The sequence below is a fragment of the Nonomuraea sp. NPDC050478 genome (genome assembly GCF_044458265.1).
Lineage (GTDB): Bacteria > Actinomycetota > Actinomycetes > Streptosporangiales > Streptosporangiaceae > Nonomuraea > Nonomuraea ferruginea.
This window is the reverse complement of sequence record NZ_JBITHT010000006.1, coordinates 670,065-684,262: the sequence shown is the minus strand read 5'-3', so window position 1 is coordinate 684,262 and position 14,198 is coordinate 670,065. Positions and strand designations below refer to the sequence as shown.

Here is a 14,198-nt window from a genome sequence, read left to right as displayed (position 1 = left end):
AGGGGGAGGGGGTGCGCCGGTGAATCTGGAGGTTGTGGAGGCAATCATGCCAACAATCCCTGGTGGAGCGCACTACCGAAGGGCGAATTACTGGGGAATCGCAGGTCGGTGAAGCGGTTCAGTTCGGACCCGCTAGGACAGAGGGGGATGGATCGCCGTAGTCTGTGGGTTCAAGAGATCATGCGGCGGTCGTGGCAGGGGGTCGCGGCCCTGCTCGATGCGGGAGGTCGCGCGTGATCACTTTCGATGCTGTCACCAAACGCTATCCGGACGGGACGGTCGCCGTGGACCGCCTCGGCCTGGAGGCGCGCACGGGGGAGATCACCGTGCTCGTCGGCCCCTCGGGGTGCGGCAAGACGACGTCGCTCCGGATGATCAACCGGATGATCGACCCCAGCGAGGGCCGGATCCTGCTCGACGGCGCTCCGGTGGACACCGTCGATCCCCCGGTGCTGCGCCGCGGCATCGGGTACGTGATCCAGCAGGCGGGCCTCTTCCCGCACCGCAAGGTCGTCGACAACGTCGCCACCGTCCCGTACCTGCTCGGCTGGAACCGCAAGCGGGCCCGCGGCCGGGCCATGGAGCTGCTTGAGCGGGTCGGCCTGGACCCCGCGATGGGCGAGCGTTACCCGTTCCAGCTGTCCGGCGGGCAGCAGCAGCGGGTGGGGGTGGCCAGGGCGCTGGCCGCCGACCCGCCCGTGCTGCTCATGGACGAGCCGTTCAGCGCGGTCGACCCGGTGGTCCGCACGAACCTCCAGGACGAGCTGATCAGGCTCCAGGCCGAGCTGAACAAGACCATCGTGTTCGTCACCCACGACATCGACGAGGCGATCAAGCTCGGCGACCGGGTGGCGGTGCTGCGCGTGGGCGGCAAGCTGGCGCAGGTCGCCGACCCCAAGACGCTGCTGACGGAGCCCGCCGACGACTTCGTGCGCGAGTTCCTCGGCCGCGACCGGGGGATCCGCCGCCTGCAGTTCGTCTCCACGGGCGGGCTGCGCCTGCGCACCGACCTGACCGTGAGGGAGGGCGCCGACGGGCGGGGCGACGAGCCGTGGCTGCTCGCGCTCACCGCCGAGGGACGGGCCGCCGGCTGGCTGGCGCGCGGCCGGCCGGGCGAGCTGGGGCCCGCGGGCACGTTCCGCCACGGCCGCGACTCCATGCGCGCGGCGCTGGACGCGGCGCTGCTGTCCCCGTCGGGTCACGCGGTGGCGGTGGACGAGCAGGACAAGGTCGTCGGGGTGGCCACCCGGCAGGCGCTCGACGAGGCGCTGACGGAGGCCGTCCATGGGTGACGGGCCTCCCTCACTCTGGGAGTGGATCGCCCGCAACTGGGACACCGGGCGGGCCGGCAGCATCAGGGACCTGCTGAGCGACCATCTGCTGATGTCGCTGGTGCCGATCGTCGCCGGGCTGGCGCTGGCGCTGCCGCTCGGGCTCGCCTGCATCCGGTGGCGGTGGCTCTACCAGCCCACCGCGGCCGTGTTCAACGTGCTCTACGCGCTGCCGTCGCTGCCGCTGTTCATGCTGCTGATCTCGGTCACCGGGCTGTCGCCGGTCACCGTGATCATCCCGCTGATCTTCTACGCGATGGCCGTGCTCATCCCCGCCGTGGTCGACGGGATCCGCGCGGTGCCCGAGCACGTCCGGCAGTCGGCGGTGGCCATGGGCTTCACGCCGCTGCGCCGGCTGGTGCAGGTGGAGCTGCCGATCGCGGCGCCGGTGGTGATCGCCGGGCTGCGGGTGGTGGCCGTCTCCAGCATCAGCCTGGTCAGCGTGGGCGCGCTGATCGGGCAGGGCGGGCTGGGCATGCTGTTCACCCGCGCCTACCAGAACCCGTTCCTGCCGCCGGTCGTCGTCGGCATCGGGCTGATCGTGCTGCTCGCGCTGGTCGCCGACGGGCTGCTGGTGCTCGCGCAGCGGCTGCTGACGCCGTGGGAACGGGCGAGGAGGGCGACGTGAACTGGCTCGTCGACTTCTTCGGCGACCCCGCGCACTGGTCGGGGCCGTACGGGATCCCGGTGCGGCTGCTGGAGCACCTGGAGTTCTCCGCGCTGGCCCTCTTCCTGGCCACGCTGGTCGCGGTGCCGCTCGGCCTGCTGATCGGTCACACCGGCAGGGGCCACCTGGTCGTGGTGGTCTCCGCCAACCTGGCCAGGGCGATCCCCACGCTGGGCGTGCTGGTGCTGTTCGTGCTGCTGCTCGGCACCGCGTCGATCTGGCCGGTGATCATCCCGCTGGTGCTGCTGGCCGTGCCGCCGATCCTGGTCAACACCTTCGAGGGGATCAGGGGGGTGGACCCGGAGCTGCGTGACGCCGCGTACGGGATGGGGCTGCGTGGCGGGCAGGTTCTGGGGCAGGTGCTGGTGCCGGTGGCGCTGCCGCTGATCCTGCTGGGGCTGCGGCTGTCGGCCATCCAGGTGGTCGCGACCACGACGGTCGCGGCCTACACCGGTCTGGGCGGGCTCGGGCGGTTCGTCATCGACGGTTTCGCGACACAGGATTACGCGAGCGTCTTCGGGGGTTCTGTGTTGATTGTGCTGTTCGCGCTCGTGGTGCAGGTCGGATTCACGCTCGTACAGAGAGTGACCGTCTCCCCGGGCGTGAGCCGGCGACTGAAGGTACGTGACAGTGGTGCAACCTCCCGCTAGAAGGGGAAACAACTGATGAGACGCATGTTCGGCACCGCGGCGGTGCTCCTGTCCGCGGCGCTCGCGCTGGCCGGCTGTGGCGGCGGCGGCGGTGACAACCCGCTGCAGAGCACGGCCGCCACGCCGACCGGGTCGGCTTCCGGCGGGGGGACTGTCGTGATCGGGTCGTTCGACTTCGACGAGAGCGTGCTGCTCGCGTCGATCTACGCCCAGGCGCTGGAGGCCAAGGGCGTGCAGGTGGAGGAGAAGCCGCGGATCGGCAGCCGCGAGGTCGTCTACGACCAGGTGAAGGGCGGCGGGCTGACGATCGTGCCCGAGTACAACGGCAACCTGCTCGCCTACGTCGACAAGGAGAACACCGCGGCGACCGCCGAGGAGATCAACGCCGCGCTGAAGGAGAAGCTGCCGCCCGAGCTGGAGGTGCTCGACTCCTCCCCGGCCGAGGACAAGGACACCCTCTCGGTCACCAAGGAGACGGCGCAGAAGACCGCCACCATGGACGACCTGGCCAAGGTGTCGAAGGACATGGTGGTGGGCGGCCCGCCGGAGTTCAAGGACCGCTGGGAGCAGCGTTTCAAGGACGTGTACGGGATCGAGTTCAAGGAGTGGAAGCCGACGGGGCCCACGACGGCCGACGCCATCAAGGACGGCTCCATCCAGGTGGGCAACGTCTTCAGCACCGACCCGAAGATGACCATCAACGAGCTGGCGCCCCTTGAGGACACCAAGAACATCTTCCCGGCCCAGAACGTGACCCCGCTGGTCCACAAGGCCACGGTGGACGACACGGTCAGGACGACGCTCAACGGCGTCTCCGCCAAGCTGACGACGGACTCGCTGCTCGACATGATGCAGAAGATCTCCGTCAACAAGGACGAGCCCGCCACGGTGGCCGGGGAATGGCTGACCTCGAACGGCCTCGGCTGACCCGCCCCGCCCGGATCCGGGGGGCCGGGCGGTGAGCGAGTTCACCGACGCCATGGCGCAGCTCGCGGCGGGCGTGTCGGTCGTCACCGTGCGCGACGGGCGCGACGACGTGGGCGTCACCGTCTCCACGCTGATGTCGGTGTCGCTGGACCCGCCGCTGATGCTCGTCAGCCTGGGCAGCGGGGGCTACGTCAACGAGGTGCTGCTGCGCCAGGACCGGTGGGCGTGCTCCCTGCTGTCGTCAGGCCAGGCGGCGATGGCCAGCCGGTTCGCGGCGGCGGGCCGGCCGAGCGCCCGCCACCTGGTGGCGGGCGTCCCGCACCATCGCGGCCCGCACTCGGACGCGATCGTCCTGGACGGCGGCGTCGCCGCGCTGGAGGCGGAGACCACGCGGGTGGTGCCGGCGGGCGACCACACGCTGTTCGTGGCCCGGGTCCTGGCCGTCGACTACGTGGCCCCGGGCCTGCGGCCTCTCATCCGCCTGCGGGGCCGCTACCGCGCGGTCGGCGCCTAGCGGATCGTGTACCAGGCGGGGAGCGCGAGCGGACCGGTCGCCGGGAGGCCGAGCTCGGCGGAGAGCCTGGCCAGCGGGCCCCAGGAGTCCAGGCGCACCCTGGCCAGGGCCGCGGCCTTGTCGTCGCTGGACTCGGGGCCGCGCAGGCGCTCCAGCGGGTTGAGCCTGGGATAGACCCGGACCGGGGCGTCCTCGGCGAGGCCGACCCGCTTCCTGGCCAGCTGCAGCGCGTCCTCCAGCCCGCCCAGCTCGTCGACCAGGCCGCCCGCCCGTGCGTCGGCGCCCGTCCAGACTCGGCCGCGGGCCAGCTCGTGGGCGCGCTCACGGCTCAGATCACGGGCCTCGGCCACCTTGCCCACGAAGTCGTCGTAGATCCTGTCGAGCCAGGCGTTGACCCGCTCCCACTGCTCCGGCGAGAAGCCGCGCGAGGTGGAGAACATGCCCGCGTTCGCGCCCTGGGCGACGTGGTCGGTGTCCACGCCGAGCTTCTCCAGCAGCTCCGACAGCACCGGCTTGCCGCCGAGCACGCCGATCGAGCCGGTGAGCGTGCCCGGCTGAGCCACGATCACGTCGGCGGCCATCGAGACGAAGTAGCCGCCGGAGGCCGCCACGTCGCCCATCGACACGATCACGGGCTTGACCTTGCGCGTCAGCACCACCTCACGCCACACCGTGTCGGAGGCCACGTACGAGCCGCCCGGGCTGTCGACGCGGAACACCACGGCCTTGACGTGCTCGTCGCGGCGGGCGGCGCGCAGCGCGGCGCTGATCGTGTCGGAGCCCATCGCGCCGCCCCCGCCGAGCGGGCTGCGGCCGCTGCGGCCGGTGCGGATCGCGCCGTCGCCGTGGACGAGCGCGATGCCGTCGGCGGTCGGATGCGGCAGCTTCTTGACGGCCGACGCCCGGTGGTAGCGGGACACGTACTGCAGCAGGGAGTCCTCGCCGGCGGCGCGCTTGACCTCGCCGTACACCTCGTCCCGGTAGGCCAGGCCGTCGACCAGCCCGGCGTCCACCGCCTCGGCGCCGATGAACGGGCCGCGGTCGATCAGCTCGCGCACCTTGCCGGGGTCGAGCCGGCGGCCGTCGGCGATGCCGGCCACGATCTGCTCGGTGATGGACTCGACGATCCGGGCCATCGACTCGCGGTGCGGCTCGGTCATGTGGTCCTGGGTGAAGGTGTTGGCCGCGGTCTTGTACTCGTGGCGCTGGCCGATCTCGTAGTCGACGCCGAGCTTGCCCAGCGCGTTCTTGAGGAAGCGCTGCTCCAGGACCACGCCGGTGAGCCCCACGTCGCCGCTGGGCTGCAGGTAGACCCGGTCGAAGGCGCTGGCCAGGAAGTACGGGATCGTGCCGGCGCCGAACTCGCCGAACGTCTCGGCGAAGGCCACGGTCCGCTTGCCGGAGGCGCGGAACTCGACGACGGCCTGGCGCAGCTCCTGGACGGTCGCCAGCCCGATCGGATTGCCGCCGATCTTCACGATCAGCGCCTTGACCCGGGAGTCCTGCCGGGCCCGCTTGAGCCCGGCCAGCACGTCGGACAGGCGGGGCTTGCGCATGGACAGCAGCGCGGCCAGCGGGTCCGAGGGCGGCCCCTGGGTGAGCCCCTCGGTGAGGTCGAGTTCAAGTACGAGCGGAGCGGTGCGCCGCTGCCGGAGCTTCTCGACGGTTTCGAAGATCGCCTTGCCTGGGTCCATAGAGCCACCCTAAGCGGCAGAAGTCGGGCGCGTGTGTCCAACTCCTGCCAAGTGGGGCGGCTCAGCCCTGCGTGACGGCCGAGGTCGCGCGGCCCAGGTCGATGCGCGGCGTGCCGACGCTCCGGGAGGAGGCGCTGTAGACGATGGACCGGCCGGTCTCCTGGAGCCGCCGCAGGATCTGCGCCGCGTCGAGCGCCGGAAACGCCTGCTTCATCACCGCGAACGCCCCAGCCACGTGCGGCGCGGACATCGACGTGCCGCTCATCGACGCGTACGTGTCGTCCGGCACCGAGGACTCGATCGTCACGCCCGGCGCGAACAGGTCGAGCAGCGCGCCCCGGTTGGAGAAGACGGCGACCGCGTCGGCGTCGTCGGTGGCGCCCACCGTGACGGCGCTGGAGATGCACGCGGGCGAGGCGACGCCGTCGCGCGCGCTCCCGTTGCCGGCCGCCACCACGGGCGCGACGCCCAGGTTCAGCAGCGTGTCGAACTGGCCCTTGAGCGCCGACGCCTCCGGGTCGGCGTCGCAGTGCGCCCGGAAGGGGCCGCTGCCGCCGAAGCTCATGTTCACCGAGGCCACGTTGTACGTCCTGGCCACGCGGGTGACGTAGTCCAGCGCCAGCTTCTGGTCGGAGGTGTAGGTGACGAAGCAGGGGGCCTGGGCGCCGACCCCGCCGCAGCCCGTGGCGGTGTCGACCCGGCTGAAGACCTGGATGGGCAGGACCGCCGCGTCGGGGGCGACCCCGTTGCCGGGGGCGCCGGGCGCGTTCCGGCCCGCGGCGATGCCGGCCACGTGGGTCCCGTGGCCGCACTGGTTGACGCCGCGCGACATGCAGCGCGGGATCGTGGTGTCCGCCGCGCCCGGCCCGGTCTGGGTGTCCTCGCCGCTCGGGCACAGGGACACGGACCCGGTGCTCGCGTCGGTGGTGGAGAAGCAGGCCTGGTCCACGATGCGGCCGGACAGGAACGGATGGTCGCCGTCGATGCCCAGGTCCAGGACGGCGACGGTGGCGCCGCGGCCCGTCCAGCCCGCCGCGTTGGCCCGGTCCGAGCCGATCACCCGGGTGCTGTCGGCCAGAAAGGGCACGCTCGGCCGGTCCGCGTACACGGCCTGGACCCGGGGGTCCCTGCGCAGCTCGGCGAGGGTGGCGGCGTCGACCTCGGCGACCAGGAAGCCCGCCGAGGCGGACGACTCCAGCACCTTGGCGCCGGCCGAGGCCCGCTCGACGTCCGTGGCGACCTTGCCCACCGGCTGGCCTGGCCGCAGTTCGACGATGGAGCGGACCTTCTTCTCGGACCTGATCTGCTCGACCAGGCCGTTGCCGACGGTGGGACCGTCGCTGACAGGAGTGCCGGCGTTCCCCGCGGGCGCCGTGCCCACGATCGTCGTCAGCGCGACCGCGCAGGCGAGCACAGAGCGAGATCCCACGGGTTTCCTCCGAGACGTCAAGCGGACGACACGGCGGATAGCTCCCCGGTCGTGTCGTCCGTGACGCCTCGGTTTTCTAGCCTTTTACCGGGATTTGATCACCTTGGTGGCAGCTTTCTTGAGCGCGGCATTCGTGGGCTTCTTGGCCAGCCGCACCTTCTCTGATGATTTGAGGGTCTTGGTGCCGTTCACGCCGTGCGCCCAGTTGAGCCAGCCGGTGAGCAGCGCGCTGTCCAGCCTGCGCTTGGCGGTCTTGGTGTTCTTGATCACCCGGTACGCCTTGCCCAGCGACGAGGCCTTGGTCAGCTCGGGGAAGACCTTGCTGGCCTTGCCCACCAGCTTCAGGTAGCAGGTGAGGGTCTCGTCGCTCATCGTGCCGCTGCCGCGGTGGATCTCCTTGGCCCACTGCTTGGCGGTCAGCCGCTTGGCCGCGGTGCCCCTGGTGCAGACCGGCGCGGCCTTGGCGGCCGGGGTCGGCGTGACGGTGATCGTGACTGTGACGGTGACCGTCGGCAGCGGCACCGGCGTCGGGTCGTCGGACGGCTGCTCCGGCTCGGGGGTCGGGCCGCTGCCCGTCGGGTCGGGCTGAGGGCTCGGGTCCGGGTCGGCCGGGTCCGGGTCCCCCGGGCCAGGATCGGCCGGGTCGGGGGCGGCCGGCGGGCTCTGGCTGATCTCCGGCTGCGGCGTGCCGCCCGTCACCGCCGCCGCCACGTCCAGCCTCGGCGTGCGCACCTCGGCGCCGTCGACCTGGTAGACGTACGGCCTGCCGGTCGACACGAGCTTGGCGATCAGGTCTGGCATCGGCGTGTCCGGCGACTGCGCCTTCAGCAGCGCCAGCGCGCCCGCCACGTGCGGGGTGGCCATCGAGGTGCCGCTGTAGGTGGTCATCTGGTCGTCAGGCACCGACGACTCGATGTCCACGCCGGGCGCGAACAGGTCGAGCAGCGCGCCCCGGTTGGAGAAGTCGGCGATGGCGTCGCCGTCGTCGTTCGCCCCGACGGCCACCGCGGAGCTGATGCAGGCGGGGAACGTGGCGCCCTCGAAGTACTCGTTGCCGGCCGCGACTACGGTCGCGACGCCCTTGGCGAGCAGCGCGTCGATCTTCGGCTTGAAGACCTGCGCCTCCTCGCTGTCGTCGCAGCTCGTCTCGTACGGCATGCCGCCCAGGCTCAGGTTCACCGCCGCGATGGGCTCGGTGAGCGAGGCCACGTGGTCCAGGGCCAGCCGCAGCGACGACTCGTACGCCAGCAGGCAGGCGGCCGCGCCGCACAGGTCCTCGTCGTTGACCCGGCTGAACACCTGCACCGCGACGATCCCCGCGCCGGGCGCGACGCCGCCGGTGCCCGCGGCGATGCCGGCCACGTGGGTGCCGTGGTCGCACAGGTTCGTCCCGTCCAGCAGGCACTTGGCCGTGGTGGCGTCGGCCGAGCCGGCGCCGACCTGGCTGGTCTGGCCGTTGGGGCAGAGCGACTCGACGCCCGCGTCCACGGCGGAGAAGCAGGCCTCGGCCACCACCCGGCCGCTCAGGAACGGGTGGTCGAGGTCGACGCCGGTGTCCAGGATCGCGATGTTCTGTCCGGCCCCGGTGTGACCGGCGGCGTGCGCCTGGTCGGCCCCGATCTGCGCGATGCTGGAGGCCAGCGCGGGCGGGTAGGCGCGGTCGCGGTGGATGGACGTCACCCGGGGGTCCTCGGCGAGCGCGGCCAGCTCCTCGGCCGTGCCCTCGACCACCATGAACGGCTGGGCCTGAGGCTGCAGCAGCACCTCGACGCTGCCTTCGGCGGCCCTGGCCGCCATCGGGGCGTGCTGGGCGGGGTCGGTCAGCTCGACGATGGCGCGCACGCTGCCGCCGTCGACGGCTAAGCCCTCCTCGACCTTCTCTTCGGCGCTCGTGGCGGCGGGGGTGGGGGTCGGTGTGGGCAGCGTCGGCGTTAAATCGTCGGCGAACGCCGGCGCCGCGGGGAGCAGCGCCAGCATGATCGCGGTGGCGATCAGGGGGCGAAGTCGCACCGGCTTCCTCCGAGGAGACATGATCTCGGAGTTTAAGGTGATTTGTCAGGACCGGACAGGCCCTGCCGCTCCTTTCTCACCAGACTTTCAGGCACCAGTCAGGAAGGCGGAGAGGTCAGCCAGACCGCGCCCATCGGCGGCACCCGCAACGTCGTCGAGTAGCGCAGGCCGTGCCACGGCTCGTCGACCGCCTCCACCTCGCCCATGTTGCCCACGCCGCTGCCCCAGTACTCGTAGGCGTCGGTGTTGACCGCCTCCTCCCACCGCCCCCCGTACGGGAGCCCGAGCCGGTAGTTCTCGTGCGCCCCGCCGCTGAAGTTGACCACGCACGCCACCGCGGACCCGTCCTTCGCGTACCGCAGGAACGAGAACGTGTTGCCCGGCGCGTCGTCGGCGTCGATCCACCGGAAACCCTCGGGCCTGGTGTCCTGCTCCCACAGCGCCGGGGTGTCCTTGTAGAACCGGTTGAGGTCGCGTACCAGCCTCTGCACGCCCTGGTGACCGTCGAACTCCAGCACCCACCAGTCGAGCCCGCGCTCCTCCGACCACTCCGAGCCCTGACCGAACTCGCCGCCCATGAACAGCAGCTGCTTGCCCGGATGCGCCCACATGAACGCCAGCAGCGCGCGCAGCTGGGCGAAGCGCTGCCACTCGTCGCCGGGCATCTTGCCCATCAGCGAGCCCTTGCCGTGCACCACCTCGTCATGGGAGAGCGGCAGGACGTAGTTCTCCGAGTAGGCGTAGATGAGGGAGAACGTCATCTGATGGTGGTGGTACTGCCGGAAGATCGGCTCGTGCCGGAGATACTCCAGCGTGTCGTGCATCCACCCCATGTTCCACTTGAACCCGAAGCCGAGCCCGCCCAGGTGCACCGGCCGTGACACTCCCGGCCAGGCGGTCGACTCCTCGGCCACGGTCGCGATGCCGGGCGCCTCCCGGTAGCAGACCGAGTTCATCTCCTTGAGGAACTCGACCGCGTCGAGGTTCTCCCGGCCGCCGTAGACGTTGGGGGTCCACTCGCCCTCCCGGCGGGAGTAGTCGAGATAGAGCATCGAGGCCACCGCGTCCACCCGCAGGCCGTCGATGTGGAACTCCTTGAGCCAGTAGAGCGCGTTGGCGACCAGGAAGTTGCGCACCTCGCGGCGCCCGAAGTCGAACACGTACGTGCCCCAGTCGGGGTGCTCGCCCCTGGCCGGGTCGGCGTGCTCGTAGAGCGGGGTGCCGTCGAAGCGGGCCAGCGCCCAGTCGTCCATCGGGAAGTGCGCCGGCACCCAGTCGAGCACCACCCCGATGCCCTTGGCGTGCATCCGGTCGACGAACGCGCGGAACTCGTCGGGGGTGCCGAAGCGGGCCGTCGGCGCGTAGTAGGAGGTCACCTGGTAGCCCCACGACCCGCCGAACGGGTGCTCGGCCACCGGCAGCAGCTCCACGTGCGTGAAGCCCAGGTCGGCCACGTACTCCGAGAGCTGGTCGGCCAGCTCCAGATAGGACAGGCCGGGCCGCCACGAGCCCAGGTGGACCTCGTAGATGCTCATCGGCCCGTTGCGCGGCTGCTCGTCGCGCCGCCCCGCCATCCACTCCTCGTCGGCCCAGACGTAGTCGGACTGCTCGACGACCGAGGCGGTCTGCGGGGGCAGCTCGGTCCTGCGCGCCATCGGGTCGGCCTTGTCGCGCCATACGCCGTCGGCGCCCAGCACCTGGTACTTGTAACGTTCGCCCGCGCCGAGACCGGGGACGAACAGCTCCCACACCCCCGAGCGGCCCAGCGAGCGCATGGGGTAGGCGGTGCCGTCCCAGTGGTTGAAGTCGCCGATCACCCGGATGCCGCGGGCGTTGGGCGCCCAGACGGCGAACGCCGTGCCCGGCGTGTCCTGGTGTTCCATCACGCGGGCGCCGAGCACCTCCCACAGCCGCTCGTGCCGCCCCTCGCCGATCAGGTGCAGGTCGACCTCGCCCAGCGTGGGCCAGTGCCGGTACGGGTCGCGCGTCTCGTGCGCCTCACCGCCGGGATAGCGCACGCTCAAGGTGTACGAGGGAACCTTGTCCAGACCGGGGACCGTGGTCTCGAACACGCCGTGGGCCACGTGCTTCATGTCGTGCGCGGTGCCGTCGTCCAGCACCACGCGGACCCGTTCGGCGAGCGGGCGCAGCGCTCGGAAGGTCACCCCACCCGCGCCTGGGTGGGCGCCCAGCACGGAATGCGGATCGTGGTGCGCCCCGCCCGCGAGGCGGTCGAGCTCTGTCCTCATCGGCATGCTCCCAACACTGCCCTATGGCGACCGTCCATCTGTGGCACTGCCCGCATTCACCCCGACAATCACCGAAAGTGCGGAATCTTGGGTTTATCGGGGATTGACCTCAAGCGTGGTTGGGTTTTTAGCGTTCCATGCATGGACATACAACAGCGTGCGGGAAAGCGGGAGTGGATCGGCCTGGCCGTCCTCATCCTGCCGACCCTGCTGCTCTCGATAGACGTGACCGTGCTGCACCTGGCCGTGCCCGCGCTGAGTGAGGACCTCCGGCCCACCGGGGCGCAGCTGCTGTGGATCAACGACATCTACGGGTTCCTGATCGCCGGCTTCCTCATCCCCATGGGCACGCTGGGCGACCGGATCGGGCGCAGGCGGCTGCTGCTGATCGGGGCCGCGGCCTTCGCGCTCGCCTCCGCCGCGGCCGCGTACGCGCCGAGCGCCGAAGTGCTCATCGCCGCCCGCGCCGCGCTGGGCGTGGCGGGCGCGACGCTGATGCCCTCGACACTGTCGCTGATCCGCACCATGTTCCACGACCCCGCCCAGCGGACGACCGCGATCAGCCTGTGGATGGTCGGCTTCACCGGCGGCATGGTGATCGGGCCGCTGCTCGGCGGATCACTGCTGGAGACCTTCTGGTGGGGGGCGGCGTTCCTGCTCGGGGTGCCGGTGATGGCCGTGCTGCTGGTGGCGGGGCCGCTGCTGCTGCCCGAGTACCGCTCGCCCGCCGTGGGCCGGATCGACGCCCCCAGTGTGGTGCTGTCGGTGGCGGCCGCGCTCGCGGTCACCTACGGGGTGAAGGAGCTGGCCGCCGGCGGGGCGGGCGCCGTCGCGCCGCTCTCCCTGGTGGCGGGGACGGCGCTGGCGGTGGTCTTCGTACGAAGGCAGCGCGGGCTGGCCGAACCCCTGCTCGACCTGCGGCTGTTCGCCGAGCGGCGCTTCTCCGGTGCGCTGGGCACGCTGATGCTGGTCATCCTGGTGGGGCCGGGAATCGGCCTGCTGACGGCGCAGTACCTGCAACTCGTGCTCGGCCTGTCGCCGCTGGAGGCCGGGCTGTGGACGCTGCCCAACGCGGTGGCGATCATCTTCGGGTTCGTGGCGACCCCGGCGCTGGCGCGGCGGGTCCGGCCCGCGGTCCTCGCGGCCGGGGGACTGGTGCTCGGCGCGGCAGGGGTCCTGCTCCTCACCATGGCGGGCACGTCGGGGCTCGCCGCGCTGGTGACCGGGCAGACGCTGTTCTTCCTGGGCGGCTCGCCGCTGCTCGTGCTGGGCATCGACATCGTGGTCGGCGCGGCGCCGCCGGAGCGCTCCGGCTCGGCGGCGGCGCTGTCGGAGACCGCCCAGGAGTTCGGCGGCGCGGCCGGGCTGGCCGTCTTCGGGAGCATCGCCGCCGCCGTCTACCAGGCCCGCCTGCGCGTACCGGAGGAAGTCCCCGCGGAGGCGGCGGCAGCGGCCCGCGACACCCTGGGCGGCGCCATGGCCGTCGCGTCCGCTCAGCCCGCCTCTGTCGCCGCCACGCTCGCGGAGGCGGCCAGGGCCGCCTTCACCACGAGCCTCACGGTCACGGCGGCGGCCGCCTCGGTCGTCCTGCTCGCCGCGGCGATCCTGGCGGCCACCGCCCTGCGCCACGTCCCCCGGCTCGGCTCCTCGCCCGACGGTTCGTAACCGGATCGAAGGTAAAGAATTCGTGCGGGATCCCCCATGTCATAGGGGATCCCGTCGCCGGGGTCCGTCCCGCGCTTGCCCTTTCCCTTGCGCGACGATTACCTTCGGACCCATCGATGGCACGCGCTTGAGCAGCGCTTTTAGGTAAGCCCCCGCGCGTTGCCGATGAATTGCCGAGACCGCGCCCACCCGCGCACATGCGGGAACACGGCGCGGCCGCCGAATCCGCCCTCTGGCGGAACCGGGGACCCACCTTTCTCTGGGGTGAATCGGTCGCTCTTCACCAAGAGCGCGCCGTAGGGCACTTCCACGCCCGAACCCGACAGCTAACCCGGTAGGCGGCATGGAAGCAAGGAGCAATCCCCGAGCATGGTCAAGCACATCTTCGATCGCATCCCGTCCACCTCCCGCCTGGCCCTGGGCGCCACCCTGGCACTCGGCGCCGCCTTCGCCGGCACCTCCGCCGCCGCCACCGCGGCCGCCGCCTCCCCCTCCCAGCCGTACCCGGTCGCCCAGCAGCACAGCAGCGCCGGCCAGGCCACCGCCGTCAGCGCGAGCACCGTCCTGCAGGTCGCCGAGTCGCAGATCGGCGTCACCGAGGACGCCGCCGGCGGCGGCACCAAGTTCCACCAGTGGTACATGTCCTCCCCGCGCGCGGCCGAGACCCTGGCCCGTGACGGCGGCGGCACGCCCGCGCTGTACGCCAACGCCCCCTGGTGCGCGATGTTCGTGTCCTGGGTCGGCGAGCAGGCCGGCGCCCGCTCCACCATCGGCTGGGACGCCTACACCGTCACCCACGCCCAGTGGTTCAAGGACAACAACCGCTGGGGCAGCGAGGCCAAGCCCGGCAGCGTGGTCTTCTTCGACTGGGACGGCAGCAAGAACATCAGCGCCGTCGACCACGTCGGCCTGGTGAAGAAGGACAACGGCGACGGCACGATCACCACGATCGAGGGCAACACCGGCAACGGCAAGGTCGAGGAGCGCATCCGGCCCGTGTCCCAGGTGACCGGCTACGGCTACCCCGAGTACAAGGCCGCCTGAACGGCCTGACAACCGTCT

11 protein-coding genes and 1 riboswitch are annotated in these 14,198 nt (G+C 71.5%); of the genes, 7 read left to right on the top strand and 4 right to left on the bottom strand.

What is annotated here, in order from left to right; translation table 11 throughout:
- Positions 1-233: 233 nt before the first annotated feature.
- From ACIBF7_RS32275 to ACIBF7_RS32255, 5 genes are read left to right on the top strand one after another with little or no spacing between them, the layout of a single operon-like run.
- Positions 234-1,292: an ABC transporter ATP-binding protein gene (locus tag ACIBF7_RS32275; protein WP_219550988.1), complete on the top strand. Its 1,059-nt coding sequence runs from the start codon at positions 234-236 to the stop codon at positions 1,290-1,292.
- Entirely contained in the window at positions 1,285-1,959 is a 675-nt protein-coding gene (locus tag ACIBF7_RS32270; RefSeq protein WP_148029419.1) for an ABC transporter permease, read from the top strand. The genes ACIBF7_RS32275 and ACIBF7_RS32270 overlap by 8 nt, the downstream gene beginning before the upstream one ends.
- Complete coding sequence (locus ACIBF7_RS32265) at positions 1,956-2,648, top strand: ABC transporter permease (RefSeq protein ID WP_148029420.1); 693 nt, start codon at positions 1,956-1,958, stop codon at positions 2,646-2,648. The genes ACIBF7_RS32270 and ACIBF7_RS32265 overlap by 4 nt, the downstream gene beginning before the upstream one ends.
- A gap of 15 nt (positions 2,649-2,663) precedes the next feature.
- Entirely contained in the window at positions 2,664-3,575 is a 912-nt protein-coding gene (locus ACIBF7_RS32260) for an ABC transporter substrate-binding protein (protein WP_148029421.1), read from the top strand.
- 31 nt (positions 3,576-3,606) lie between these two features.
- Positions 3,607-4,089, top strand: a complete 483-nt coding sequence (locus ACIBF7_RS32255) for a flavin reductase family protein (protein ID WP_261808325.1) — start codon at positions 3,607-3,609, stop codon at positions 4,087-4,089.
- On the opposite strand, the gene sppA is transcribed toward ACIBF7_RS32255, so the two are convergent.
- The 4 genes from sppA to glgB all read right to left on the bottom strand — a co-directional run bounded on the left by sppA (position 4,086) and on the right by glgB (position 11,471).
- Complete coding sequence (gene sppA / locus ACIBF7_RS32250; RefSeq protein ID WP_364237489.1) at positions 4,086-5,783, bottom strand: signal peptide peptidase SppA; 1,698 nt, start codon at positions 5,781-5,783, stop codon at positions 4,086-4,088. The two genes, ACIBF7_RS32255 and sppA, sit on opposite strands and share 4 nt — an antisense overlap.
- Before the next feature lie 61 nt (positions 5,784-5,844).
- Positions 5,845-7,212: a S8 family serine peptidase gene (locus ACIBF7_RS32245; RefSeq protein WP_364237487.1), complete on the bottom strand. Its 1,368-nt coding sequence runs from the start codon at positions 7,210-7,212 to the stop codon at positions 5,845-5,847.
- Positions 7,213-7,296: 84 nt separating this feature from the next.
- Positions 7,297-9,222, bottom strand: a complete 1,926-nt coding sequence (locus tag ACIBF7_RS32240; RefSeq protein ID WP_271277195.1) for a S8 family serine peptidase — start codon at positions 9,220-9,222, stop codon at positions 7,297-7,299.
- Between the two features lie 98 nt (positions 9,223-9,320).
- The gene (gene glgB, locus ACIBF7_RS32235) at positions 9,321-11,471 is read right to left on the bottom strand and encodes a 1,4-alpha-glucan branching protein GlgB (protein WP_364237484.1); all 2,151 of its coding nucleotides are present in this window, start codon (positions 11,469-11,471) and stop codon (positions 9,321-9,323) included.
- A 141-nt stretch (positions 11,472-11,612) separates the two neighbouring features.
- Here glgB and ACIBF7_RS32230 point away from each other — a divergent pair, with 141 nt between their 5' ends.
- Together ACIBF7_RS32230 and ACIBF7_RS32225 are read left to right on the top strand one after the other, a co-directional pair.
- Positions 11,613-13,136 (top strand): MFS transporter, encoded by a 1,524-nt coding sequence (locus tag ACIBF7_RS32230; RefSeq protein ID WP_271277193.1) that lies wholly within the window; start codon positions 11,613-11,615, stop codon positions 13,134-13,136.
- Positions 13,137-13,343: 207 nt separating this feature from the next.
- A riboswitch (cyclic di-AMP (ydaO/yuaA leader) is annotated at positions 13,344-13,492 on the top strand.
- Positions 13,493-13,505: 13 nt separating this feature from the next.
- Positions 13,506-14,180 (top strand): CHAP domain-containing protein, encoded by a 675-nt coding sequence (locus tag ACIBF7_RS32225; protein WP_397198826.1) that lies wholly within the window; start codon positions 13,506-13,508, stop codon positions 14,178-14,180.
- Positions 14,181-14,198 lie beyond the last annotated feature (18 nt).